Raw genomic sequence first — 24,770 nt, 5'->3', positions numbered from 1 at the left:
ACTGGATGAGGTTTAGACGGAAGATGAGACGGGTCGGGCCAGGAAGGTGCGCCAGCCACCATAGTGGCTGATGTCTTCGGCCTTCGCCACGGCATGACCCTCGCAGATAAAGCCAGTCTCCCAGGTGCCGTCGGCCAATTCCACCTTGCCCAAGCCCAGGGGTGCGGGGATACCGACCAGGAACGAGCCCAGTTCGGAGCTGGGAAGCTCCCAGACCTCGACCTCGATCGCCGTGCCGCCGCAGTCCACACGCACCAAGCCGGGGCGCTGCGGTGGCCCGCCGGCCAACGCATGCAGACGGTATGCCGGCGCGGTCGTGGTCCTTTGGAGCAGCCGGCCGCCGCGCGCGCGCAGTTGCCAGTTCAGCGGCAGGCCATCCATGTGGGCACCGCAGACGACAACCCGTGCGCGGTCGTTGCAGCCGCTGGCAACCGGTGCGGGCGTGTTGAACGTGCGTGCGCCTGCCAGCGGCAATGCGTGGGCGCGCTGCAGCGCATCGGCCAGGCCGAGCAGCCATTGGTCGGTGAAGGCCCGACCGAACAAGGTGACACCCCATGGCAGGCCGTTGGCCATGGTGCCGGCCGGCACCGCCACTGCGGCATAGTCCAGAAGGTTCATGAAATTGGTATACCAGCCCAGGTCGGCGTTGCGGCGCACCGGGTCTTGAGCCAGCTCGATGAGCGTGACGGGCCGGGGGTAGGCCGGCGTGAGCACGCAGTCGAGGCCGTCGAGAACAGGGTCGCACTCTGCCTTGATCGCCTGCAGCCGATACTGCGCGCGGAAGGCATCGACCGCCGTGGCTTGCGGCGCCGCGCGTAGCACATCCCGGATCACCGGCAACACCGCGTCAGGCTGCTGCTCGATGAGTTCGCCCGCCACGCTGTAGCGTTCGGCCACCCACGGGCCTTCGTACAGCAGCCGCGCCGCTTCGAGAAAGCGATCGAAATCGATCTCGACCGGCTCGCCGCCCAACGACCGCAGATACTCCACCGTGCGCTCGAACAGCGCAGGACTCTCTGGACAGCCGAGGAATTCGAGTTGGCGCGGCACGCCAAAGCGGAAGCCGGCGCGCGGTGTGCCGAAGGCGTCGGCGTCGTTCCACATCGGGTTGGCACGACTGTAAGCGTCGCGCTCATCGAGCTGGGCGGTCAACGCCAGCAGCCGGCTGGCCTCTGCGGCGGTGGCCGTGAAGAAGGTGGTGCAATCGAGCGTGCGGCAGGCGGGCACCACGCCGGCGGTGGACAGCAGACCCTTGGTGGCCTTGAGTCCGACCAGGTTGTTCAACGCCGCTGGTACGCGACCACTGCCGGCCGTGTCGGTGCCTAGAGCGAAGCTGGCCACGCCCAGCGCCACAGCCAACGCGGAGCCGGCGCTCGAACCGCCGGACGGGTAGTCCGGATGCACGCTGTTGCGGCAGGCACCATACGGGGAGCGGGTGCCGTTAAGGCCGGTGGCGAATTGATCGAGGTTGGTCTTGCCGAGCGGCACCGCGCCCAGCGCGATCAAGCGCTCCACCAGCGTGGCGCTGCGTTCCGGCGTGTAGGCGTAGGCCGGGCAGGCAGCGGTGGTGGGGACGCCGGCCAGGTCGATGTTGTCCTTGATGGCGAAGGGCACGCCATACAACGGCAGATCGGCCGGAGAGCAGTCGTCCAGAGCGGACAGATAGGGTTCCAGCTCGGTTTCGCTCAGTACGTGGATGAACAGGTGGAACTCAGGGTCGAGCGCCAGCGCCGCCGCACGCAGCCGGGGGATCAGGGTGCGCGGCGTCAAGTCGCCCCGGGCATAGGCGGCGGACAGGATGTCCAGGCGCAGGTCGATGGGGTGTTTCATGGCATGGATCCTCAGACTTCCTCGATCACGACGACGCACTGGCCGGCGCGTACCGGCGAGCCGGGCTGTACGCGCACTTCGCGCACGATGCCCGCGCAGGGCGCGTCCAGGGCGATCTCCATCTTCATGGACTCCAGAACCACCAGCACATCGCCGGCACCAACCCGCTGGCCGACCTCGACACTCACCTGCCAGAGGTTGCCGGCGATGTGGCTTTCGATGGCGTGCTGGCCCGCGCTCAGGGGCTCGTCCGCGCCGATGTCTGGGGCGACTTCCTCGCTCTCGAAATGTGCCTGACCGGTGGCGATCCAACGCTGACGCTCAGCGTCGAAGGCGGCGCGCTGCTGCGCCCGGAAGGCGGCAATGCCCTCTGCCTCACGCGTTAGGAAGGCCTGGTAGTCGGCCAGGTTCAGCGTGCTGTGCTCGATACGCAATGGATGGCGGCCCAGCGGAAAGTCGCGGCGGATGCGTTGCAGCGCGTCGGCGCTGACCGGGTAGAAGCGGATCTGATCGAAGAAGCGCAGCAGCCAGGGATTGCCCTCGAAGGCATCGACGGCGCGGTAGCGGTTCCACATCTGCAGGGTGCGGCCGACGAACTGGTAGCCGCCAGGGCCTTCCATGCCGTACACACAGAGGTAGGCGCCGCCGATACCGACCGAATTCTCCGCCGTCCAGGTGCGCGCCGGGTTGTATTTGGTGGTGACCAGGCGGTGGCGCGGATCCAGCGGCGTGGCCACCGGCGCGCCGAGGTAGACGTCGCCCAGCCCCATCACCAGGTAGCTAGCCTCGAAAACCGTGCGATAGACCTCGTCAAGGTTGGGCAGATCATTGATGCGGCGGATGAACTCCAGGTTGCTCGGACACCAGGGCGCGTCCTTGCGCACCGTGGTCATGTACTTCTGGATCGCCAACTGGCAGGCCGGATCGTCCCAGGACAAAGGCAGATGCACGATGCGCGAGGGCACGCTCAGGTCGTCGGTCGCGCAGACGCCATCCCACAACTCGACGATGGCGGCCAGCAATTTCGCTAGCGGCAGCACCTGCGGCTGGTAGTGGACCTGCAGCGAACGGATGCCTGGCGTCAGGTCGATCACGCCGGCCAGCGCGCGGGACTCCAGCGCCTGCATCAGGGCGTGGGCGCGAAAGCGCAGCACCAGGTCCAGCTCAGGTTCACCGATCTCCAGCAGCAGGTGGGTGTCGCCCGACAGCCGCGCCATCAGATGCTTGCTAGCACTGCCGATGTCCAATGCCACGGGCGAAGCCAAGGCGGCCGGCCGCCAGTCCACCGGCGCGAGCGCCAGACTGTTCACCTCCTGCGCACGTGCCTCTGCCAAACGACGCGCAGTGGCAATGTCCACTGGCACGAAGCGCACCTTGTCGCCAGCTTTGAGCTGGCCGAGCTGCCACAGATCGGCCTCGATCACGGTCACCGGGCACACGAAACCACCCAGGCTGGGTCCGTCCGGCCCCAGGATGACCGGCATGTCGCCGGTGAAGTCCACCGCGCCGACGGCATAGGGGTTGTCGTGGATGTTGGAGGGATGCAGACCGGCCTCGCCGCCGCTGTCGCGCGTCCAGTCGGGCTTGGGGCCGATCAGGCGCACGCCGGTGCGGCTGGAGTTGAAATGCACCTCCCAGTCTGTGGCGAAAAAGGTCTCGATAGAGGCCGGGGTGAAGTATTCCGGTGCACCGTGGGGGCCATAGATCACGCGCAGTTCGCGCACGGCCGGCAAGGGCAGACACAGTTCGTCCCTCAGTGCCGCGCCGGCCGTATCATCGACCAGCGGCGCCAGATGCAGAACGTCTCCGGCGCGCAAGGCGCGGCCACCATGGCCGCCGAATTGGCCGAGGGTAAAGGTGCTCTTGCTGCCCAGGTAACTCGGCAATTGCAGTCCGCCGCGCAGCACCAAATAGCTGCGTGCGCCAGCGCCGACGATGGTACCCAACGCCAGGGTACTACCAGCGGCAACGAACAGCGCGGTGTGCAGCGGCTGCTCCACACCATCCACGCGCAGCGGGATCTCGGCACCGGTCACAGCCACCACGGCGTCGGCATTGAAGCGCAACGTCGGGCCGCTCATGGTGATCTCCAGCCCAGCGGCGCTCTCCGGGTTACCAACCAGGCGGTTGCCCAGGCGCAGCGCACGATCGTCCATCGGACCGGACGGCGGCACGCCCACCGCCCAGTAGCCGAGCCGGCCCGGGACGTCCTGTACGGTGGTCTGGGTACCCGCCGACATCACCTCGACGGTGTCGGCCCGGTAGACCAGCCCTTCGAGGCAACGCGTCCAGGGCGCCCCGACGACGAACGGCATGTGGGACAGGATCTGCCGCAGGTAGTCGCAGTTGGTCTCCACCCCATACAGCACGCTATCGGCCAGCGCCGCGTCCAAGCTCAGGCGGGCCTGCTCGCGCGTGGGGGCCCAGGCGATCAGTTTGGCGATCATCGGGTCGAAGTACGGCGGAATTTCGCAGCCGGCCTCGACCCAGGTGTCGATACGCAGGGCCCGGCCGACGGCTTCAGGGAAAGCCACTGCAGTGAGCAGCCCCGGACTGGGCTGGAAATCACGGCCCGGGTCCTCGGCGTACAGCCGCGCCTGGATGGCATGCCCACTGGGGTGCAGGTTCTTGCTCAGCTCGGCCAGCGGCGCCAGCGTACCGGCCGCCAGCTCGACCATCCAGCGCACCAGGTCCACGCCCCAGACCTGCTCGGTGACGCCATGCTCGACCTGCAGCCGCGTATTCACCTCCAGGAAATAGAAGCGCTCAGCCTCGCTATCGTAGACGAACTCGACCGTTCCGGCGCTGCGGTAATTCACCGCGCGGGCCAGCTTGACCGCAGCGGCGCACAGCGCATCGGCCATGCCCGCGGGAAGGTTGGACGCCGGAGTTTCCTCCAACACCTTCTGGTTGCGCCGCTGGACCGAGCAGTCGCGCACGCCCAAAGCGATGACTTCACCATGCCCGTCGCCGAATACCTGCACTTCCAGGTGGCGAGCACGTTCGATGTACTTCTCGATGAACACACCGGCGTCGCTGAAGTTGTTCTGGCCCAGACGACGCACGGTGTCGAAAGCGTCGGTCAGTTCCTCGGACGAGCAGCACACCCGCATGCCGATACCACCGCCGCCGGCGGTACTCTTGAGCATGACGGGATAGCCGACCTGCGCGCCCGCCGCCAGCGCAGAGTCGAGGTCTTCCAGTAATTCGGTGCCTTCGAGCAAGGGTACGCCTTGTTCTCGGGCCAGCGCGCGGGCGGTGTGTTTGAGACCGAACACCCGCAGCTGAGCGGGCGTAGGGCCGACAAAGGCGATGCCTGCGGCCTCGCAGGCTTCGGCAAAGGCCGCGTTCTCCGACAGGAAGCCGTATCCCGGATGGATGGCTTGCACGCCGCTATCGCGCGCGGCGGCGAGAATTTTGTCCACCGCCAGATAGGTCTGCGAGGCGGGACCGTCGCCCAGACTGATGGCGTGGTCCGCCTGCTGCACATGCAGGCTGGCCACATCGGCTTCGGAGTAGACGGTCACACCCTGGACCCCGAGGTTGCGCAGGGTACGCAAAACACGGCAGGCAATGGCACCGCGGTTGGCAATAAGAAGTTTGTTGAACATCAGCTGACTCTCAGCATGCAGGCCGTCCCGCGTTGGTCAGTAAGCGACGCACCGTGGTCGTCCACGGCGGGAGGTGCTGGATCCGGCAGCCCATCGCGGACCGCCAGGGCGGCCCTTTCCGGCCTGGATCATCACCTCATAGAGATTGGCGCGTACGTCCTACAGCGCGGACGCGACATGCAACCGCCTTCGCCAGGAGTGTCCCCATGCACCGGTTCTGCCGACGTCTGTCAGTTCCATACCAGCACCTCGGCAGGTGTCGGGTTCCAGCCGTTGCATGGGTTGTTAAGCTGCGGACAGTTGGAAATCAGCACGATCACGTCGGTGTGTGCCTTCAGTTCCACGTATTTGCCGGGTGCAGAGATGCCGTCTTCGAAGGTGAGCCCGCCCTCGGGCGTGACCGGGACGTTCATGAAGAAGTTGATGTTGGCGCCGATGTCGCGCTTGTCCAGCCGGCCGTCGTGCAGGCAGGCGCACAGGAAGTTGTCACGGCAGCTGTGCATGTAGCGCTTGTCCAGCGCATAGCGCACGGTGTTGCTCTCCTGCGCGCAGGCACCGCCCAGCGTGTCGTGGCGACCGCAGGTATCGGCGGTGATGGTCAGCAGCGGGTTGCCCAGGTTCGAGTACAGCACGCTGCCGGTGGTGAGATAGGCATTGTTCTGGCGGCGCAGGGTGCGCTGCGGATCGTAACGCTCGCGCGGGTTGGGCGCGCTGTAGAAGAGCGTGTCGATGGCCTGATTGCCTTCGAGGTCGAGCAGGCGCAGGATCTGCCCGGCCTTGATCTCGAACAGGTAGGGCTCGCCCGCCGGGATGACGTGGCGAAAGGTGGCGTCTGCCGCTGCCAGAGGACTGGTCGTCAGTGTCATGGCCGTCTCCTTATAGGTAGAAACGTTCGGTGTTGTGGAAGGCACGCGCGTTCTCCGGGCGGGAGGTGCGACATACGACGCTGATGCCGTCACTGCGCTCCTCCCGCCAGGACAGCTGAACCGATCGCGGGGCGTATTGCGGATTCGGGTCCAGCGGGTGCTGCAGCGCGGTCAGGATCACCAGGGTGTCCATCGGTGCATACAGTTCGACGTAATCGCCTGCCTGGCCGTGATCCTCTTCGAAGTGGAAGCCGCCGTCGGCATCGACAGTGACCTTGCTGAACAGGTTGACCACCATGAGCAGGTCCTCCAGGCCCAAGTTCCACTTGCCCATCTCCACCAGCAGGTTGTCGGTGCCGTTGCGAAAGAACCCGTTGTGCAGTTCCTGATAGCGGCCCTCGCCATATTTCTCGCGCACCTCCTCGGCGTTGAGCACGCCGCCGAAGCTGTCATGCCAGCCACGGGTATCGGCAATAATCGCGGCCAGCACTCGGCCCATGTCGGAGTAAAGGCAATGGCCGGCGGTCAGACGCGCGGTGTGCTGCCCCTTAAGGGTGTCGGGCAGGTTCAGCCGCTCGCTGGGCTGGCTGGCATTGAGCAGCATCAGACTGACGTTGGCACCGCCTTCGATGTCGGTGAGGCGCAGGGTTTGCCCGCGCTTGAGGATGAAGGACGTATGCCCGCCGCCGGGGACGGTTTCTTCGTACAGTGCGCTCTGTACTGCCATGGGATCAGCGCTCATCATGGTTCTCCTGAGAAACGGGGTTGATGGCATCGAGGACATGCGGCGGCAATGCGGCGATGGCCTCTCTTGTCTGCCGACGGTCTGAGTTCAATGGGATGTCGTAGGTGATGCGTGCGCCGTAAGCCTGTGGGGCTTGCGGGTCAATGCGGACCTTGTCGAATACCAGCAGACGCGTGCCGAGATGAAAGCCCTCGTAGAGGTCGTGGGTGACCATGAACACGGTCAGCCCGCTCTCGCGCCACAGCTCCAGCAGCAGCGCATGCATGTCCTTGCGAATGCCCGGGTCCAGCGCGCCAAAAGGCTCGTCGAGCAGCAGCACCCGCGGACGAGCGATCAGGGCCTGCGCGATGGCCAGACGTTGCTGCATACCACCCGACAACTGGCTGGGGTATTGGTGAAACGCGGCCCCCAAGCCCACTTTTTCAAGCATCTGCGCCGCCTCTTCCCGGGCGCGCCGTTTGGCGCTTCCCCATAACCGCCCGGTCAGATGAGCACGCGGCAGCTCCAGGCCGATGGTCACGTTGTCCAGTACCGTCAGATGCGGAAAGACCGAGTAGCGCTGGAAGACGACGCCTCGGCTGGCATCCGGTTCGGCGGGAAAGGGCTTTCCTTGCAGCAGCAGCTGACCCTTGCTGGGACGCTCCTGCCCCAGCAGCAGTCGCAGGAAGGTCGACTTGCCGCAGCCCGATGCGCCGACCAGGGTGCATAATTGGCCTTCTTCCACCGTGAGCTTCAGACGTTCGAGAACGACATGGTCGCCATACGCCTGCCATACGTTGCGGATCTCGATGAAGCTCATGCGCGTCCCCCTTCCGACCAGGGGAACCAGTAGCGGTGAAGCCGGCGTAGGCCCCAATCCATGGCCCAGGCCAGCAGCGTGATCCAAACGACGTAAGGCAGGATCACGTCCATCGCCATGTAGCGACGCACCAGGAAAATGCGATAACCCAGGCCCGCCGTGGCCGAGATCGCCTCTGCTGAGATGAGAAACAGCCACGCGGAGCCCAGCATCAACCGCAGCGACACCAGCAACCGGGCCAGCAGTTGCGGCAGGATCACCCGCAGCACCAGCGTCCAGCTGGTGGCGCCCAACGTCTGGGCTTTGATCAGAACCTCTTGTGGGATCTCGCGGGCACGCTGTTCCAGATCGCGCGCCAGCACCGGCGTCAAGCCAATAACGATCAGCATGATCTTGGATAGCTCGTCGAGCCCGAACACGATGAACAGGATCGGCAAAATGGCCAACGGCGGCACCATGGAGGCAATCGCCAGCAACGGTGATAACGAGGCCCCGAGCAGCGGAAACACGCCTGCCGCCGTACCCAACGCCAGACCAGCCAGGGACGCAATGGACAGCCCGAGCCCGAGGCGCTCCAGGCTGGCGAGGGTGTCGCTCCACAGCAGGTACTCACCGGTGCGCTTATCCTCGGTGAAGCCCAGGCGTACAACCGCGTCGGCCATTTGCGGCAGGCTGGGCAGCAGCCGATCATCAGGGTTGTCCGCCAGCCGCAATGTAGAAGCGGTGCCGTAGATCAGCGCGAGCAGGATCAGCGGCAGCAGTGCAAGCAGCAGCCGACCTCCCAGGCCAGGGTGGCGATTGATGAAACGCATGAAGGCCTCCTGGCGCTCAGAGCTGGCCGTCAGCGGCTTGGCGTAGGTAGGTGGCGTCGAAGCGCAACTTGATGTTCTTTGCGTTGCCGTTGACCGAGCCGTCCGGGAACGCCACCCCGATTGCGTCCGCACTGCGCGCGCCTTCGCCCAGTAGTCCCTTGTCGAACGAGAATTGCGCAACGCGCTTCATCGTTTCCGCTAGGTTTGCGCTGGTGACAAAATCCAACGCTTCGGCGGGCGTGTGCAGCAATGCTGTGGTGTTGAGTTGGGCTTCGTAGCTTGGGAGTGTGGTACCTGCGCTCCGGGCCATGGCATCCAGGACCTCGGCATCCTTTGCCTTCATCAGCGCCATCACCTCGAACCAGGCGCCAGTCAGCGCCTTGCCCAGCTCGGGGGTATCGCGCAGCGTCTCCGTGTTGACCACCATCAAATCGATGATTTCTCCAGGTATTTTGCTGGAGTCGAATACCTCGGTGATATCGGGCATCGCTACGAGCGTCGACAGCTGAGGGTTCCAGGTTACGGCAGCCTGCACCCTCGGTGCGTTGAAGGCGCCGACGATATCGGCGTCAGACGTGTTGACGACTTTGATGTCACGCTCGCGCAGGCCCACGCTGTCCAGAGCACGTGCGAGCAAATAATGCGAGACGGAGAATTGGACCAGATGAACGTCCTGGCCCTCAATGTCGGCCAGCGTCTTGCCCTGACCCTTGAGCACGACGCCATCGTTGCCGTTGGAATAGCTGCCGGGGATCAATGCCGTGCTGTCGACACCGCTTGCCGCTGGCACCGTCAGCGCATCCATGTTGGTCATGGTGCAGCCGTCGAACTGGCCGGCCGTGTACTGGTTGATGGACTCGATGTAGTCGTTGAGCTGGGTGACCTTGATCTGGATGCCGTATTTCTGTGCCCACTTGTCGACGATGCCCTGCGTTTGGGCATAGCCCCAAGGCATCCAGCCGGCATAGATCGTCCAGCAGACGTTGAATCGTTTTTGGGGAGCGGCGTTGGCCACGCTTGCGAGGCAGAGGGCGAGGGCGAAAGCGCCCAGAATGCGGCGAGTAGTCATGCGGATCTCCAGTCGAGGTGAACAAAAGGCGGGAGCAGCGCAGCACCATAGGTGCGGCTATCTCCCGGGCTTTTGTCCCGCCGTGTAACCTCTACTGGAGGTCGCCAGCTCTCGGACCAGACATCCATTTGCGATGGACCGGAACCCTAGCCAGCTTTTTCAATGACTCGCAGCACGTTGGCCATGCTGCTCCGCCATCGAGAAAAAGCAAACCTCATGCCAGCATCTTTTCTTCCAGGAAAGCCGCTAGATGCCGTGTTCATCCGGAAGAGTGACATGCATCTGACGCGCCAATGTTGTGCAGAATTGACGCGGGCGCACCGAAATGGTGCTTAAAACGGTGAGTGGGTGGTCAGCTGACTACGCTTGTCAGAACAGCGTTGTCCGATACCAGCGACCCATCAGGATCGCAACGGCTCGGACGTGTCCCAGGGCACGACGTATCCCTGCCCATCGTGTTCGCCCATGACGGCTCGCACACCATAGGTTCGAGCGAGATTCTCCGCCGTCAGCACCTCGGTGGGCGTGCCGGTCGCAATCAGCTCACCCCGATCCATCATCACCAGACGATCGCAGAAGCGGCTGGCGAGGGTCAGGTCATGGAGCACCACCAGGACACCCCGCCCGCTCTGACAGGCCGAGCGCAGGAGCTGCATCACCTGCAACTGATGCCTGGGATCCAACGCCGCCACCGGCTCGTCGGCCAGAATCAGCGGCGCCTCGACGACCAGCACCCGGGCCAGACGGGCACGCGCCCGCTCACCGCCCGACAGCTCGGTGACGCGACGCTCGCGCAGCCGCCAGACATCGGTCAACCGCATGGCCGACTCGATCGCCTCCAGATCGCCCGTCCCCGACCGACCGGCGCCACGCCACCAGCTACCGCGATAGGGATGACGCCCGAGCCCGACCAGATCGCGCACCGAGATGGGCCATTGAACCGGATCCTCCTGGCTCAGATAGGCCAGACAGCGAGCCCGTTCGCGCGCCGAGAGGGCATTCAGCGGCCGTCCCTGGAAACGGATCTCGCCGCGATACTCGAGCAGTTGGGCGACGGCCTTGACCAGCGTGCTCTTTCCCGCACCGTTGGGACCGACCAGACCCAGCAGTTCGCCCTCACCGATCTCGAACGAGAGCCCGCGCACCAGCGATTTGCCGCCCAGCACTACATCGAGCCCGGCGATATCGAGCAGACTCACAGCATGTCCCTCCGCGAGCGCAGCACCAGGGCCATGAAGAAGGGCGCACCGATGAGCGCCGTCACCACGCCGAGCATCAGTTCCTTGGGTGTGTCGAGCAGACGCACGGCGATATCGGCGGCGAGGATCAGCACCGCTCCGCCGAGCGCGCTCGGCAGCAGCAGACGGCCCGGCCGATAGTCGACGAAGCGCCGCAGCAGATGCGGCACCACCAGACCTACGAAACCGATCGCGCCAGACACCGCGACCGTGGCCCCAACGCTCAACGCCGATCCCAAAATGATGAGCCCGCGCAGACGCCCCAGATCCACACCTAGAGTGCGTGCCTCGCCCTCCCCCAGCGCCAGCACATCGAGCGATGGCCCGGTCAGCAGCAGGAGCGCCAACCCGACGATGACGAACGGCAGACAGAGCCACACATCGTCGAAACTGCGGTCGGCGATCGAGCCGAGCAGCCAGAGCACGATGTCTTGGACCCCACCCGGATTCGGCGCCAGATTGAGCGCGAGCGAGGTCAGAGCCGTGGCCAGCGAGGAGAGCGCGATGCCGGCGAGGATGAGCGTCAGGTTGGTCGATCCGGCGCGGGTCAGCGCGTAGAGGACAGCGGTCGCCAGCAAGGCGAAGCTCATGGCGGCCACAGGAAGCGCCCAGAGACTCAGGGCGGTGAGACCGAAATAGAGCGCCACCACGGCGCCCAATCCGGCGCTCGCCGAGATGCCGAGCAGACCCGGCTCGGCGAGCGGATTTCTCAACAGACCCTGCAGCGCGGCACCGGATGCACCGAGCGAGCAGCCGACCAGCCAGGCAAGCAGCACGCGCGGCAGTCGAATCTGCTGGACGATGAGACGCTGTTCCTCGGTCCCCGTGCCGAGCAGTCCGCCGACCACCTCGCCGAGCGACAGGGGCGCCTCGCCGAAACAGAGCGAAGCCAGACTGAGCCCCAACAGGGTCAGCACCAGAACGAGGGTCAGCGAACGCGGTCGAATTTGAAACATGGATGGAGTCAGGGCTGACCTACAGCGATAGGGCCGGATCCGGTGGGAAGCGCTTCGATCTGGGCGACGATCCGCTCGGCGGCACCAACCAGCTCAAGCCCGCCGCAGCCCCACAGCGTTCCGGACACACGCACGGCCGGGGTGCGTTCCAGCATAGACCGCAGCAGCGGATGGCGACCGTAGGCCGAGGCGACTCCCGGTCGGACCCGATCGAAATAGCCCAACAGAAAGAGATCGGGTGGTGACGTCACCAGTCGCTCCAGCGGGAAGCGTCCCCAACCGGACAATCCCTGCTCGGCGGCGACGTTGCGCAGACCCAGCAGGCGCAACAGATCGTCGACATAGGTCCCGGACCCCGCCGTACCGCCGCTCGGTCTCAAATAGAGCGCTCGATAGGGCCGGATACGCGCACGCAGCTCCCGCATGCGCTGCTTGGCCTCGGCGATCCGTATCTCACCGGCCTCGACGCGTCCGATGCGTGCCGCGATCTCGCGGGTCGTCTTCAGCGCATCCGACCAGGTCGCCGGATAGGGAAGCGGCAGGATCTCGATCCCCCGCCCGGCCAGCAGCTCGGCATGGCCACGCCCGTTCCAGCCGGTATAGACGAGCGCGATATCGGGCTTCAGATACAGCAGATCCTCCACCCCGCCGCGATTCTCCGGATAGGCACGTGCAACCTCCACGATCGACGAAACGCGGGGGTCGCGGCTCTGATAGGACAGCGAAACGATCTGGGCGGGATCGGCGATCTGCACCAACATCAGATCGGCGCAGAGATTGGTGCTCGCAACCCTCGGCAGAGACGCCGGATCGGCCATGGCGGTGCCCGAAATCAAGATTGGAACCGCAAAGGCGCAAAGAAGGAGCGCTGTCAGCCTCCAGCGACCAGCCTCCAGTTTGAGAACGTTAGGCACTGAGATTCGTTTTCCACTGAACAGCCCACCCATTGGGCGAGAGGCAAAGCACCAGAAAGTCGCTCCAACACACAGCTTCACGCTGACAGCTGGCGACTGGTAGCTTTTTCAAACCGGCTTACCGAGGAGCGAGAGATCGAGCGCATACCCACCGGTCACCAGATAGTTGGACGCGCAGCGCGGACCGAGTCGACGAATCAGGTTGCCGAGCCGGTCGCGGAAGGTCCGTCCGATCGGATAGGCCGGGATCACACCCCAGCCGGTTTCCTCGGCGACCAGGATCAGAAGGGCCGGACAGGCGTCGACAACGGCCTCCAGACGCTCGACCCGTTCGCGCCACTGCGCATCCTCGAGCTCGATCAGGTTGGCAACCCAGGTACCGAGCGAGTCGATCAGCAGACAGCGATCCGATCCGCCGTGCTCCACCAGGGCCGCTTCCAGCTCGGTCGGTGCGCAGACGGTCGACCACTGCTCGGGACGACGGCAACGGTGGGCCTCGATCCGGGCGCTCCAGTCGGCGTCCTCGGGATCCTCCCTAGCGGTCGCGATATAGACGACCGAGCGGCCCGATTGATGGGCCAGACGCTCGGCCCATTCGCTCTTGCCGCTACGGGCGGGACCGCAGACGAGAACCGCCGAGGATTCCGTCGATGGATTTTGCTGTGCTCGACCCATCCTACGCGGGATCGTATCCGAGCACGGGGGCGAGCCAGCGTTCGGCCTCGGCCAGGGTCATGCCCTTGCGCGCGGCATAGTCCTCGACCTGATCCTTCTGGATCTTGCCGACGCCGAAATAGCGCGCATCCGGATGCGAGAAGTAGCAGCCCGAGACTGCGGCGGTCGGCAGCATGGCGAAGTTCTCGGTCAGACTGATGCCGACCCGACGATCCGGCTCCAGGAGCTCCCAGAGGATGCCCTTCTCGGTGTGATCCGGGCAGGCCGCATAGCCGGGCGCCGGACGGATACCCTGGTATTTCTCGGCGATCAGCTCTTCGTTGCTCAGGGCCTCGTCCGCCGCATAGCCCCAATAACGGGTACGCACCAGCTGGTGCAACCGCTCGGCGAAGGCCTCAGCCAGGCGATCGGCCAGGGACTTGAGCATAATGGCGCTGTAGTCGTCGTGATCGGCCTCGAAGCGGGCCAGATGCGCGTCGATCCCGACACCGGCGGTGACGGCGAAGGCCGCGATCCAGTCGTCCTGGCCAGTGGGCGCGATGAAGTCCGACAGACAGAAGTTGGGCTGATTGCGCGAGGCGTCGCGCGGCATCTGCTGACGCAGATGGTGCAGCATGGCCAGCGTCTCGCCACGCGAGGCGTCGGTATAGAGCGCGATATCGTCATCGCCCACCGCATTGGCCGGGAAGAAGCCGAACACGGCACGCGCCTCCAGCCAGCGCTCGCTGACCAGACGCTCCAGGAAGGACTGGGCATCGGCGTAGAGCTTGCGCGCCTCCTCGCCGATCACGTCGTCGTCGAGGATATCGGGGAAGCGTTTGTGCGCCAGCTCCCAGGCATGGAAGAAGGGCAGCCAGTCGATGCAGCCGACCAGATCGTCGAGCGGGAAATTCGCGATGGTCGCCACCACACCGCCACCGACCGGCTCCAGCTGGAGCGACCAGGGGCCCGAATCACTGAAGCCCTCGTCGAGCAATGCCGGACGTGGCGGCACATAGCTCGACCAGTCGATCGGGACCCGATTGGCGCGTGCGGCGGTGATCGGCATGAATTTGCGAACCGTTGACTTGCCCTCGCGCTCGGCACGAACACGGGCATAGTCCTCTCGGATCGAGGCGAGATAGGCCGGGCGCAGATCGTCGCTGAGCAGGTTGGAAGCCACGCCGACCGCCCGCGAGGCGTCGGGCACATAGATGACCGGCGCCTCGCGCTGGGGCGAGATCTTGATCGCGGTATGGAGCTTGGAGGTGGTGGCGCCGCCGATCATGAGCGGCATCGCCATCCCGGAGCGCTCCATCTCCTTGGCGACATGGACCATCTCGTCGAGCGACGGCGTGATGAGACCGGACAGACCGATGATGTCGACATTCTCCTCACGCGCACGCTGGAGGATGGTGTCGGCCGGGACCATGACCCCGATGTCGATGACCTCGTAGCTGTTGCACTGCAGGACCACGCCGACGATGTTCTTACCGATGTCGTGCACGTCACCCTTGACCGTCGCCATCAGGATGCGGCCGTTGTTCTTGGCGGCCTCGCCCGAGGCGGCCTTCTCGGCCTCCAGATAGGGGAAGAGATAGGCAACCGCCTTCTTCATGACCCGCGCCGACTTGACCACCTGGGGCAGGAACATCTTGCCGGCACCGAAGAGGTCGCCGACATGGTTCATGCCGGCCATCAACGGCCCCTCGATGACCAGCAGCGGACGCCCGAGCTCCAGGCGTGCCTCCTCGGTATCCTGGTCGATGTAATCGGTGATGCCCTTGACCAAGGAGTGCTTCAGACGCTCCTCGACCGGCCAACTGCGCCATTCCTGTTCCTCCGGGCGCGCCTCGACCGCACCGCCACCCTGATAGTTGGGCGCGATATCGAGCAGACGTTCGGTCCCGTCGTCGCGGCGATTGAGGATGACGTCCTCGACCGCCTCGCGCAGATCCTCGGGCAGATCGTCATAGATGGCGAGCTGGCCGGCGTTGACGATGCCCATGTCCATCCCGGCATGGATCGCGTGATAGAGGAAAACGGCGTGGATCGCCTCGCGTACCGGGTTGTTGCCGCGGAAGGAGAAGGAGACGTTGGACACGCCGCCTGAGATCTTGGCGTGCGGCAATGTGCGTTTGATCTCGCGCACCGCCTCGATGAAGTCGACCGCGTAGTTGTTGTGCTCCTCGATACCGGTGGCGACGGCGAAGATGTTGGGGTCGAAGATGATGTCTTCGGCCGGAAAGCCGACCTGCTCGGTCAGAATCTTATAGGCACGGGTGCAGATCTCGATCTTGCGCGCCTGGGTGTCGGCCTGACCGACCTCGTCAAAGGCCATGACGATGACCGCCGCGCCATAGCGTCGGCACAGATGCGCCTGGTGCAGGAACTTCTCCTTGCCTTCCTTGAGCGAGATGGAGTTGACGATCGGCTTGCCCTGGACGCATTTGAGCCCGGTCTCGATCACCTCCCATTTGGAGGAGTCGATCATGACCGGAACCTTGGCGATGTCCGGCTCGGCCGCGACCAGATTGAGAAAGCGCTGCATGGCGGCGACCGCGTCCAGCAGACCCTCGTCCATGTTGACGTCGATCACCTGGGCGCCGTTCTCGACCTGCTCCTGGGCAACGCTCAGCGCCGTGTCGTAGTCCTCTTCCTTGATCAGACGCTTGAAGCGCGCCGAACCGGTGACGTTGGTGCGCTCGCCGACGTTGACGAAGAGTGTCTCGGCGCCGATGTTGAAGGGCTCCAGCCCGGACAGCCGGCAGGCCGGTGCGATGTCCGGCAGCGGACGCGGCGCCATGCCCTCAACCGCCGCAGCGATGGCGCGGATGTGGTCCGGCGTGGTACCGCAGCAGCCGCCGATGATGTTGAGGAAGCCGGAGCGCGCCCACTCGGCGATCTCGGTGGCCATCTCCTCCGGCCCCAGATCGTAGCCGCCCAGCTCGTTCGGCAGACCGGCGTTCGGGTGCGTCGAGACCCGACACTCGGCGATCCGCGCCAACTCCTCGACGTACTGGCGCAGCTCGGAGGGACCCAGCGCGCAATTGAGCCCGATCGAGAGCGGATCGGCATGACGCAGCGAGTTGTAGAAGGCCTCGGTGGTCTGGCCAGTCAGTGTGCGTCCCGACTGGTCGGTGATGGTGCCCGAGATCATGATCGGCAGCTCGACACCGTCCTCGTCGAAGACCTTGCGCACGGCGAAGACGGCCGCCTTGGCGTTCAGGGTGTCGAAGATGGTCTCGATCAGGATGATGTCGGCGCCGCCCTCGATCAGTCCCCGGGTCGAGTCGGCATAGGCCGTGACCAGGGTGTCGAAGTCGATGTTGCGGTAACCGGGATCGTTGACGTCCGGCGAAATGGACGCGGTGCGGTTGGTGGGACCGAGCACGCCAGCGACGAAGCGCGGCTTGTCCTCGGTGCCGATCGCATCCGCCGCCTGGCGGGCCAGACGCGCGGCGGCAACGTTGATCTCGTAGGCCAGCGCCTCCATGCCGTAGTCGGCCATGGCGACGCTGGTTGCGTTGAAGCTGTTGGTCTCGATGATGTCGGCCCCGGCCTCCAGATACTGGCGGTGGATGCCTTCGATCACGTCTGGTCGGGTAAGCGCCAGCAGATCGTTGTTGCCCTTGAGATCGCTCGGCCAATCCACGAAACGCTCACCCCGATAGTCGGCCTCGGTCAAGCCGTGACGCTGAATCATGGTGCCCATGGCGCCATCGAGAATCAGAATTGAGCGTTCGAGACGCTCGCGGATGAGAGCGGTGGAATAGGTCATGACTTCTCGCGGATAGTGTCTGTGGGGCGTACCCGAACGGGCGAACACGCGAACAGGCGGCGGACATTCACTCTGTGCCGACCTAATGAGGATCCTGGCAACTCGAAACAGCAAACGGAACGCAGAGGAATCACAGAACGCAGCGTGTCCATTAACCTGCTTCGGTCAATGGGAAACGATAACAGAAATAGCCGCTGGCTTCTCGCCCGAGAGCAGCGGCTTCAGATCGGAGGGACGGTGTTTCTCACCCTGCCAGCAGCTGAGCCCGCTCTTGGCGCAGCTTCGCAACCTTGGGCGAAATGACGACCTGGCAGTAGCCCTGGCCTGGATTGCGACGGAAGTAGTCCTGATGATACGCCTCCGCCGGATAGAAGGGCGGCGCCGGCTCGACGAGGGTAACGATCGGATTCGGCCAGATCGCAGCCTCGTTCAGCTCTTGGATCACCTCATTGGCGGTAAGCCGCTGTGCGTCCGAGTGGTAAAAGATCACCGAGCGGTATTGGGTGCCGACGTCCGCGCCCTGCCGATTGAGGCTGGTCGGGTCGTGCATGCCGAAGAAGACCCGCAGCAGGGTAGCAAAGTCGATCTGGTCGGAATCGAATTCGACCCGCACCACCTCGGCATGACCGGTGGCCCCGGTACAGATCTGCTGATAGGTCGGATTGGCGCGTTCGCCTCCGGCATAGCCGGAGACTAGAGATCGCACCCCCTTCAGCTCGCGCAAGACGGCATCCAGACACCAGAAGCACCCGCCACCCAAAGTCGCTGTTTCGATCCCCATCGCATTCTCCCGTCACCTCGTGAATTCCGAACCACGGCCGTCGTCCCGAATCTGACCAGAGACCGATGCCGTGCGCTGGAGATAGGGTCGGAAGAGGCCGCGCGAAAGGGCGCCGGGCGAATCAGCCCTCTTCGGTCGACAGCTCCGTGCCATTGGACGGAAGCAGGCCATAACGCTCCAGCTTGGCGCGCAGGCCGACCCGCGACAGGCCCAGCTCCTCGGCGGCCTGGGTCTTGTTCCAGCGGTGACGGATCAGGGTCTCGCGCAAGATGCTGGACTCCAGCGCCTCCACGCGCGCCTTGAGCGACACGGCCTGACCGCCCGCTCCAGATATGCCGGAAGCGCCCATGTCGTCGAAAGTGCTCGCGCGCAGGATGCGGGGATCCAGCAGATCGGCGCCCAGCATGCGCCCGGCGGGCGCCAGCACCAGCACCCGCTGGATCTCGTTCTGCAGCTCGCGCACATTGCCCGGCCAGGCGTAACGGCTCATGCAGTCCAGGGCCTCCTGGGTGAAACCCTCGACCGGCTTGACGAAATCGCGCTGAGCGGCGTCCAGTATATGCCGAGCGATGGGAACGATATCCATTGGACGATCGCGTAACGGTGGCAGATGGATGCGCACACCGGCGAGTCTGTAATAGAGATCCTCGCGAAAACGTCCCGCGCGGATCTCATGCTCCAGGTTCCGGTTGGTCGCGGCGACGACACGCACATTCACCTTTCGGCGGCGATTGGATCCGAGCGGACGCACCTCCTGTTCCTGCAGCAAACGCAGCAGCTTGACCTGAAAGGCGGTCGAAACCTCGCCAATCTCGTCGAGAAAAATGGTCCCGCCGTCGGCCTGGTCGAAGAGTCCGACCCGAGGGTTCACGGCACCAGTGAAGGCGCCCTTCTCGTGTCCGAACAGCTCGCTTTCGAGCAGTTGGTCCGGCATGGCGCCCGTATTCTCGGCCACAAACGGATTGTCGGCGCGCGGACTGTTGTAGTGCAGGGCGCGCGCAAACAGCTCCTTGCCGGTCCCCGACTCGCCGGTCAAGAGAACCGGGATGTCATAGGGGGCAATGCGCGCGATCTGATCGCAGACCTGGTTGATGGGGCTCTCCGGGCTGCGCACGATGCCGTCGAGACGAAAGTTGCGCTTGAGCCGCTCGCGCTGCTGGGCGATACGCTGCTCCAGCGTCTGAGCGGTCATCTTCATCTCGAGCGCCAGCAGGGCGTTCTCACGCTGCAACTGGACCAACCGGCAGGCGTTGCGCACGATCAGCAACAGATTGTCCGGATGCCAGGGCTTGGTGATGTACTGATGGATACCGCCCCGATTGATGCCGTCGATGATGTCCTCGGCATCCGTGTAGCCCGAGATGATGATCCGTGCCAGGTCGGGCCAGCGCTCGCGCACCCGCGCCAGGAACTCGACCCCGGTCATCTCGGGCATGCGCTGGTCCGAGATCACCACCTGGATCCAGTCCTCATCCAGGATGCGCTCGGCATCGACCGTGTTGGTGGCGGTGCGGACCTCGAATTCCTCGTCCAGGGTACGCGCCAAGGTGTCGAGCGAGAGCGGCTCGTCGTCGACGACCAGGATGCTCGGTCGACTCATTCCTCGGCACCGTGCAACGGCGACTCGTCGTGGATGGTGATGTGCAGACGCGGCTCGTCTCCCGTATCGCGCACGATATCCCCACTGCGCATCTCCCGATCTCCCGTCAACCGATCACGGAAGAAGAGCTTGAGCGTCTCGCGGATGGGGTGAAAGGCCAGTTCGTCCCAGGGGATCTCGCGTTCGGCAAAGAGCCGTACTTCGAGGCTCTCCTCGCCCGGAGAGAAATCGAGATCGAGCAGGCGCGCCCGAAAGAGCATGTACACCTGGTCGATATGGGGCAGATTGAACAGGCCATAGAGCCGCCCGACCTGAACGCGGGCATTGGCCTCTTCGAGCGTCTCGCGCGCAGCGCCATCGCGGGTGGTCTCGCCACGCTCCATGAATCCGGCCGGCAGGGTCCAGAAACCGAGACGGGGTTGAATGGCGCGTCGACAGAGGAGAATCTTGTCCTCCCACTCGGGGATGCAGCCCACCACCATTTTCGGGTTCTGATAGTGGATGGTTCCGCATCGGCTGCAGACATGGCGCTCGCGGTTGTCGCCCTCCGGCACCTGCAAGGTCACGGGCGCGCCACAGTCGCTGCAATAATTCATTGGGTGTCCTTCCGGATCTTCTGCCAAATCAGCCCTCAGATAGACAGAATCGGCAGCAAATTTCAAGCCATGAGGAAGCAAACGCATGCACGGCGAACGGATACGGGTACGCGGACTGGTACAGGGTGTCGGGTTCCGACCGACCGTGTGGCGTCTGGCACGCGAATGTGGACTGATCGGCGACGTCTGCAACGATGGCGAAGGGGTGCTGATTCGGGCGCAACCAGCCGCAGAGATCGATCCGAACGCTATCGAGCGCTTCTGCGAGCGCCTGCGCGCCGAATGCCCGCCACTGGCCCGCATCGACGCGATCGAGCGCCAGACGCTGACCGAGCCGATCCCACACGATGACTTTCTGATCCGCGACAGTCAGATCACCCAGGCGCGCACCGCTATCGTCGCCGACGCCGCAACCTGCCCGGACTGCGCCCGCGAGATCGGCGACCAGCAAGACCGACGCCACCGCTACGCCTTCACCAACTGCACCCATTGCGGACCGCGACTCACCATCGTTCGAGGTATTCCCTACGACCGCTCGCGCACCAGCATGTCGGTCTTCCCCATGTGCCCGGCCTGCCGTGCCGAATATGGCGATCCGGCGAATCGACGCTTCCACGCCCAGCCCAACGCCTGTCCCGACTGCGGTCCGCGACTCTGGTTGGTCGACGCCCAGGGACGGGAGGTCGACACCAACAAGACGGGCGATCTCGACCCCATCGCCGCCGCCAGCCGTCTGCTGCATGAGGGCCGCATCCTGGCGCTCAAGGGGATCGGCGGCTTCCATCTCGCCTGCGATGCGGCCAATGCGGACGCGGTCAGCGAGCTGCGACACCGCAAGCGCCGTTACGCCAAGCCGTTCGCGCTCATGGCCCGCGACCTGGAGGTGGTCGAACGCCATTGCGCGGTCAACGAAGAGGCGGCGCGAATCCTGACGACAGCGGCGGCCCCCGTCCTGCTGCTGGACAGGATCGAACCGGATCCCTGCCGCGAAAGGACACTTGCCGAGGCCATCGCGCCCGGCCAAACCAGCCTGGGCTTCATGCTGCCCTATAGCCCGCTCCACCATCTGCTGCTCGAAGACTGGGATCGGCCCTTGGTCATGACCAGCGGCAATCTGAGCGAGGAACCCCAATGCATCGACAACCAGGACGCCGTCGCGCGTCTGAGCCCACTGGCCGACTTCGCGCTCCTGCATGACCGCGCCATTCTCAACCGGGTCGACGACTCAGTGGTCCGCGTCATGGCCGGCGCGCCACGCATGATCCGGCGCGCGCGCGGCTATGCACCCTCCCCCATCGCGCTGCCGCCAGGCTTCGAGACGACCCCTGACGTGCTGGCGCTGGGAGGAGAGCTGAAAAGCAGCTTCTGTCTGCTGCGCCAAGGGGAGGCGATTCCCTCGCAGCACCTGGGCGACCTCGAAGACGCCCGCACCGCGCGTGAGTACGAAGCCACGTTGGATCTCTATCTCGATCTATTCCAGCATCGCGCCCAAATCCTGGCCGTCGACCGGCATCCGGACTATCGCTCGACCCTCATCGGCCGCGACCGCGCGGCCCGCTGGCAAATCCCCATGGTCGGCATCCAGCACCACCATGCCCATCTTGCCTCCACGCTCGCGGACAACGCCTGGCCACTGGACGGGCCTGCGGTCCTCGGCATCATCCTCGACGGACTGGGATACGGTGACGACGGCACACTTTGGGGCGGCGAATTCCTGATCGGCGACTATCGCGACGCTCGCAGGGCCGGCCACCTCAAACCGGTCGCCATGCCCGGAGGAACGCAGGCGATCCTCGAACCCTGGCGCAATCTCTTCGCCCAACTGGAGAGCGCCGGCGGTCTGGATGCGATGAGAAGACACCATCCGAATCTGACGACGCTTGAGGCACTTGCCTCACGCCCGCTCGGTGTGCTGAGAACGATGCTAGAGCGCGGAATCAACGCACCGCTGTCGAGTTCGGCCGGACGTCTGTTCGACGCCGTCGCAGCAGCAGTTGGCATCTGCGATGAACGCATCCTCTATGAGGGACAGGCCGCGATCAAGCTGGAGTCGCTGGCCGCCAGATGCCCAACCGGCGCCGAGTCCGGCTACCCGTTCCAGGCCAGCGAGAGCCAGTTCGGCATCCAACTGGACGCCGCGCCCATGTGGCCGGCACTCTTCCTGGATCTTTCCCAAGGTGTGGAGATCGCGCGCATCTCTGCGCGCTTTCATCGCGGATTCGCCGCAGCCATCGTCAAGCTCGCGCTGGAGCTCGCTCGCACGCACCAGATCGCGGCGATCGCGCTCTCCGGTGGCGTCTTCCAGAATCGGCTGCTCTTGGAGTCGGTTTTCAAGGATCTGTCGGATACGGGCATTCAGGTCCTGCTGCAGCGCCAGGTTCCATCCAACGATGGCGGACTCTCGCTCGGGCAGGCGTGCATCGCCGCCGCCCGAGCAATACGTCCGTAGTCCGCAGCCCGGATGGGGCAATGTGCCATCCGGGGCACTGGACCGACCGAAGGGGATCAATCCTCCGACAGTGCCTCGGCGAGTTCGTCGGCATTCGCAATCGGTCTGGAACGACCCGTTTCGTCGACGGCAACATAGGTGAAATTGGCAGTCGCGACCTGTTGGCGGCTATGGGGATCGGGCTCGCGTTGCGCCCAGATCTGAATCTCGATCGTCATCGAGCTGGTGCCGATCTTGACCAGGCGGGCGAAGCCCTCGACCAGGTCTCCAACCAACACCGGAGCCATGAACTGGAACTCCTTCACAGCGATGGTCGCGACCCGGCCTCGAGCGACTTGGACGGCGATGACACCGCCCGCGAGATCGGCCTGCGACAACAGCCAGCCGCCGAAGATGTCGCCATAGGCGTTGGTGTCCTTGGGCATGGCGAACAGCCGCGCGGTCAGTTGCCAGGCGCGCGGATCGGTCAGGCGCGGCATTGCGGGGTCGACTCTATCCATTTGTTAACGCTCCTCAGTGGGTTGAATACGGACGTTTTAAGATGATGTGAGCGGTGGCGGCTGGCGCCCAAGACGATTAGCCGTCAAGCAACCCAAGCCAGCGCAGTAGGCCCGGCAACAGCAAGGCGCTGACGATCGCCGACAGCGCCATCGCGAGCCCGGACATGGCGCCTTCGCGATTGCCGAGCTGGAAGGCGCGCGCGGTACCGATGCCGTGCGCAGCGGTCCCCAAGGCGATCCCGGTGACCGCCGGGTCGCGGATCCCGATCCGGCGCAGCAGATCGACACCGAAGAGCGCGCCGACCAGACCCGTGAGCACCACCAGCGCGGCGGTCAGTGCCGGAATTCCGCCCAGTTTCTCCGAAATACCCATGGCGACCGGGGTCGTAACGGACTTGGGGGCGAGCGAAAGCAGAATGGTGCGATCCGCGCCGAACAGAGAGGCCAACTCCACCGCACTGACGGCGGCAACCAGGGCGCCGACCAGCAACGCGGCCAGGATCGGAATCGCCAGTGCGCGCAGGTCCATACGCAGCCGATAGAGCGGGATCGCCAACGCGACCGTGGCAGGCCCGAGGAGGAAATGGATGAACTGGGCGCCATCGAAATAGACGCCGTAGGGCGTTCCGGTGAGCGATAAGAGCCCGATCAACAGACCGATGGTCATGACCACCGGATTGAGCAGAGCGCGACTGCCGCTCAACCGGTGCAGCTTCAGCGCCCCGATCCAGGCGAGCAAGGTCGCCGTCAGCCAGAACAGCGGCGCCTCGGCCAGATAGACCCAGAGCGTTTGGAATGGCGCCTCGTTCACGACGGATCGCCCCCGCGCAAACGACGCAACAGCCACTGGGTCCCGCTCATGGTCAGGGCCGTGACCACCAGAGTGATCAGGGTTCCGAGCAGAAGCGCTACCGTCAGGGCTGGCCAGTTATCCCGCAAGAGATCCCAGTGCGCCATGACACCCACCCCGGCCGGAACGAACAGCAGCGGCAAATGACCGAGCAGTGTGGCGCCGGCCCGCTCGACCTCGCTCGGAATGCCGCCACGCACCGCCAGCCCGAGAAAGAGGATGAGCATCCCGGCGACCGGACCGGGCAGCGGCAGACTCAAGAGACGCACGAGGCTCTCGCCCAGCAGTTGGCAGAAAAAGATGAGTGTCAGCGCTTCAAGCATGGATGATTCTCGCTGATCGATCGGCGGAGGGACGGATTCGGCGTCTCGACATCAGGGTTCGCGTCGCCGGGTCTTGGCGTATGGCTCGCGCTGCGGGTGACCGCTCCAGATTTGCGGGCGTTCCAGCCATTTCTGGATGAAGGCCCAGGAGGCGCTGTGGCCATCGTGCGGAAGACGGCAGTCGGAACAGTCCTTGCGCGTAAGACCGTTCTTGTCCGTATAGAGACGATAGGGACCTGGACATTCGTAGGCGATGAGCGGGCAGTAACAGAAGAGGCAATTGAACGCGCGCTTCACGCCCCGGTGGCAGGGATAGAAGGGACAGGCGTCGTTGGTGAATCCCTTGAAGGACTCGTCGTGAGTGGTGTCTTTCGGCTGCATGGCATCAACTGAAAC

General features: G+C 64.7%; 20 protein-coding genes and 1 riboswitch. Of the genes, 1 reads left to right on the top strand and 19 read right to left on the bottom strand.

The genetic code is table 11. The annotated features are described in order from the left end of the window. Positions 1 to 12: 12 nt before the first annotated feature. The 15 genes from atzF to THIDRDRAFT_RS06535 all read right to left on the bottom strand — a co-directional run bounded on the left by atzF (position 13) and on the right by THIDRDRAFT_RS06535 (position 20,252). A complete protein-coding gene (atzF, locus tag THIDRDRAFT_RS06605) occupies positions 13 to 1,830 on the bottom strand; it encodes an allophanate hydrolase (protein ID WP_007040040.1) in 1,818 nt (605 codons plus the stop codon). 11 nt (positions 1,831 to 1,841) lie between these two features. Next, positions 1,842 to 5,441: an urea carboxylase gene (gene uca, locus THIDRDRAFT_RS06600; RefSeq protein ID WP_007040039.1), complete on the bottom strand. Its 3,600-nt coding sequence runs from the start codon at positions 5,439 to 5,441 to the stop codon at positions 1,842 to 1,844. Between the two features lie 230 nt (positions 5,442 to 5,671). Beyond that, a complete protein-coding gene (locus tag THIDRDRAFT_RS06595; protein ID WP_007040038.1) occupies positions 5,672 to 6,307 on the bottom strand; it encodes an urea amidolyase associated protein UAAP2 in 636 nt (211 codons plus the stop codon). 10 nt (positions 6,308 to 6,317) lie between these two features. Next, positions 6,318 to 7,049, bottom strand: coding sequence for an urea amidolyase associated protein UAAP1 (locus tag THIDRDRAFT_RS06590; RefSeq protein WP_007040037.1), 732 nt, complete (start codon positions 7,047 to 7,049; stop codon positions 6,318 to 6,320). Further along, complete coding sequence (locus THIDRDRAFT_RS06585; protein ID WP_007040036.1) at positions 7,039 to 7,851, bottom strand: ABC transporter ATP-binding protein; 813 nt, start codon at positions 7,849 to 7,851, stop codon at positions 7,039 to 7,041. Before THIDRDRAFT_RS06585 ends, THIDRDRAFT_RS06590 begins: the two co-directional genes overlap by 11 nt. Continuing rightward, a complete protein-coding gene (locus THIDRDRAFT_RS06580) occupies positions 7,848 to 8,663 on the bottom strand; it encodes an ABC transporter permease (RefSeq protein WP_007040035.1) in 816 nt (271 codons plus the stop codon). The genes THIDRDRAFT_RS06585 and THIDRDRAFT_RS06580 overlap by 4 nt, the downstream gene beginning before the upstream one ends. A gap of 16 nt (positions 8,664 to 8,679) precedes the next feature. Next, on the bottom strand, positions 8,680 to 9,732 hold the full coding sequence (locus THIDRDRAFT_RS06575; protein ID WP_007040034.1) for a putative urea ABC transporter substrate-binding protein: 1,053 nt from the start codon (positions 9,730 to 9,732) through the stop codon (positions 8,680 to 8,682). 59 nt (positions 9,733 to 9,791) lie between these two features. Beyond that, a riboswitch (guanidine-I (ykkC/yxkD leader) is annotated at positions 9,792 to 9,893 on the bottom strand. 240 nt (positions 9,894 to 10,133) lie between these two features. Next, entirely contained in the window at positions 10,134 to 10,931 is a 798-nt protein-coding gene (locus THIDRDRAFT_RS06570; RefSeq protein WP_007040033.1) for an ABC transporter ATP-binding protein, read from the bottom strand. Then, positions 10,928 to 11,926: a FecCD family ABC transporter permease gene (locus tag THIDRDRAFT_RS06565; RefSeq protein ID WP_007040032.1), complete on the bottom strand. Its 999-nt coding sequence runs from the start codon at positions 11,924 to 11,926 to the stop codon at positions 10,928 to 10,930. The genes THIDRDRAFT_RS06570 and THIDRDRAFT_RS06565 overlap by 4 nt, the downstream gene beginning before the upstream one ends. Before the next feature lie 8 nt (positions 11,927 to 11,934). After that, positions 11,935 to 12,744, bottom strand: a complete 810-nt coding sequence (locus tag THIDRDRAFT_RS06560; RefSeq protein WP_007040031.1) for an ABC transporter substrate-binding protein — start codon at positions 12,742 to 12,744, stop codon at positions 11,935 to 11,937. 204 nt (positions 12,745 to 12,948) lie between these two features. Next, positions 12,949 to 13,515, bottom strand: coding sequence for a bifunctional adenosylcobinamide kinase/adenosylcobinamide-phosphate guanylyltransferase (gene cobU / locus THIDRDRAFT_RS06555; RefSeq protein WP_007040030.1), 567 nt, complete (start codon positions 13,513 to 13,515; stop codon positions 12,949 to 12,951). A 1-nt stretch (position 13,516) separates the two neighbouring features. Next, positions 13,517 to 17,275, bottom strand: a complete 3,759-nt coding sequence (gene metH / locus THIDRDRAFT_RS06550) for a methionine synthase (protein ID WP_007040029.1) — start codon at positions 17,273 to 17,275, stop codon at positions 13,517 to 13,519. A gap of 244 nt (positions 17,276 to 17,519) precedes the next feature. Continuing rightward, complete coding sequence (gene msrA, locus THIDRDRAFT_RS06545; protein WP_007040028.1) at positions 17,520 to 18,056, bottom strand: peptide-methionine (S)-S-oxide reductase MsrA; 537 nt, start codon at positions 18,054 to 18,056, stop codon at positions 17,520 to 17,522. A gap of 121 nt (positions 18,057 to 18,177) precedes the next feature. After that, positions 18,178 to 19,656: a sigma-54-dependent transcriptional regulator gene (locus tag THIDRDRAFT_RS06540; protein ID WP_007040027.1), complete on the bottom strand. Its 1,479-nt coding sequence runs from the start codon at positions 19,654 to 19,656 to the stop codon at positions 18,178 to 18,180. After that, entirely contained in the window at positions 19,653 to 20,252 is a 600-nt protein-coding gene (locus tag THIDRDRAFT_RS06535) for an NUDIX hydrolase (protein ID WP_007040026.1), read from the bottom strand. The genes THIDRDRAFT_RS06540 and THIDRDRAFT_RS06535 overlap by 4 nt, the downstream gene beginning before the upstream one ends. Before the next feature lie 85 nt (positions 20,253 to 20,337). Here THIDRDRAFT_RS06535 and hypF point away from each other — a divergent pair, with 85 nt between their 5' ends. After that, the gene (gene hypF / locus THIDRDRAFT_RS06530; RefSeq protein WP_007040025.1) at positions 20,338 to 22,701 is read left to right on the top strand and encodes a carbamoyltransferase HypF; all 2,364 of its coding nucleotides are present in this window, start codon (positions 20,338 to 20,340) and stop codon (positions 22,699 to 22,701) included. A 56-nt stretch (positions 22,702 to 22,757) separates the two neighbouring features. On the opposite strand, the gene THIDRDRAFT_RS06525 is transcribed toward hypF, so the two are convergent. From THIDRDRAFT_RS06525 to THIDRDRAFT_RS06510, 4 genes are all read right to left on the bottom strand, one after another. Next, positions 22,758 to 23,201: an acyl-CoA thioesterase gene (locus THIDRDRAFT_RS06525; protein ID WP_007040024.1), complete on the bottom strand. Its 444-nt coding sequence runs from the start codon at positions 23,199 to 23,201 to the stop codon at positions 22,758 to 22,760. A 76-nt stretch (positions 23,202 to 23,277) separates the two neighbouring features. Continuing rightward, the gene (locus THIDRDRAFT_RS06520; protein ID WP_007040023.1) at positions 23,278 to 24,012 is read right to left on the bottom strand and encodes an LrgB family protein; all 735 of its coding nucleotides are present in this window, start codon (positions 24,010 to 24,012) and stop codon (positions 23,278 to 23,280) included. Next, positions 24,009 to 24,374 carry a CidA/LrgA family protein gene (locus tag THIDRDRAFT_RS06515; protein WP_007040022.1) on the bottom strand — a complete coding sequence of 122 codons (366 nt, stop codon included), beginning with the start codon at positions 24,372 to 24,374 and terminating at the stop codon, positions 24,009 to 24,011. Before THIDRDRAFT_RS06515 ends, THIDRDRAFT_RS06520 begins: the two co-directional genes overlap by 4 nt. 51 nt (positions 24,375 to 24,425) lie before the next feature. Beyond that, a complete protein-coding gene (locus THIDRDRAFT_RS06510) occupies positions 24,426 to 24,755 on the bottom strand; it encodes a cysteine-rich small domain-containing protein (protein ID WP_007040021.1) in 330 nt (109 codons plus the stop codon). Positions 24,756 to 24,770 lie beyond the last annotated feature (15 nt).

The sequence above is a fragment of the Thiorhodococcus drewsii AZ1 genome, from assembly GCF_000224065.1.
Classification (GTDB): Bacteria; Pseudomonadota; Gammaproteobacteria; order Chromatiales; family Chromatiaceae; genus Imhoffiella; species Imhoffiella drewsii.
The sequence above is the reverse complement of the archived record's forward strand: the minus strand, read 5'-3'. Positions and strand labels throughout refer to the sequence as shown.

Coding starts and splice junctions, on each gene's coding strand:
- atzF (WP_007040040.1), bottom strand. CDS start 1,830: ATGAAACACCCCATCGACCTGCGCCTGGACATCCTGTCCGCCGCCTAT.
- uca (WP_007040039.1), bottom strand. CDS start 5,441: ATGTTCAACAAACTTCTTATTGCCAACCGCGGTGCCATTGCCTGCCGT.
- THIDRDRAFT_RS06595 (WP_007040038.1), bottom strand. CDS start 6,307: ATGACACTGACGACCAGTCCTCTGGCAGCGGCAGACGCCACCTTTCGC.
- THIDRDRAFT_RS06590 (WP_007040037.1), bottom strand. CDS start 7,049: ATGAGCGCTGATCCCATGGCAGTACAGAGCGCACTGTACGAAGAAACC.
- THIDRDRAFT_RS06585 (WP_007040036.1), bottom strand. CDS start 7,851: ATGAGCTTCATCGAGATCCGCAACGTATGGCAGGCGTATGGCGACCAT.
- THIDRDRAFT_RS06580 (WP_007040035.1), bottom strand. CDS start 8,663: ATGCGTTTCATCAATCGCCACCCTGGCCTGGGAGGTCGGCTGCTGCTT.
- THIDRDRAFT_RS06575 (WP_007040034.1), bottom strand. CDS start 9,732: ATGACTACTCGCCGCATTCTGGGCGCTTTCGCCCTCGCCCTCTGCCTC.
- THIDRDRAFT_RS06565 (WP_007040032.1), bottom strand. CDS start 11,926: ATGTTTCAAATTCGACCGCGTTCGCTGACCCTCGTTCTGGTGCTGACC.
- THIDRDRAFT_RS06560 (WP_007040031.1), bottom strand. CDS start 12,744: ATGGCCGATCCGGCGTCTCTGCCGAGGGTTGCGAGCACCAATCTCTGC.
- cobU (WP_007040030.1), bottom strand. CDS start 13,515: ATGGGTCGAGCACAGCAAAATCCATCGACGGAATCCTCGGCGGTTCTC.
- metH (WP_007040029.1), bottom strand. CDS start 17,275: ATGACCTATTCCACCGCTCTCATCCGCGAGCGTCTCGAACGCTCAATT.
- msrA (WP_007040028.1), bottom strand. CDS start 18,056: ATGGGGATCGAAACAGCGACTTTGGGTGGCGGGTGCTTCTGGTGTCTG.
- THIDRDRAFT_RS06540 (WP_007040027.1), bottom strand. CDS start 19,656: ATGAGTCGACCGAGCATCCTGGTCGTCGACGACGAGCCGCTCTCGCTC.
- THIDRDRAFT_RS06535 (WP_007040026.1), bottom strand. CDS start 20,252: ATGAATTATTGCAGCGACTGTGGCGCGCCCGTGACCTTGCAGGTGCCG.
- hypF (WP_007040025.1), top strand. CDS start 20,338: ATGCACGGCGAACGGATACGGGTACGCGGACTGGTACAGGGTGTCGGG.
- THIDRDRAFT_RS06525 (WP_007040024.1), bottom strand. CDS start 23,201: ATGGATAGAGTCGACCCCGCAATGCCGCGCCTGACCGATCCGCGCGCC.
- THIDRDRAFT_RS06515 (WP_007040022.1), bottom strand. CDS start 24,374: ATGCTTGAAGCGCTGACACTCATCTTTTTCTGCCAACTGCTGGGCGAG.
- THIDRDRAFT_RS06510 (WP_007040021.1), bottom strand. CDS start 24,755: ATGCAGCCGAAAGACACCACTCACGACGAGTCCTTCAAGGGATTCACC.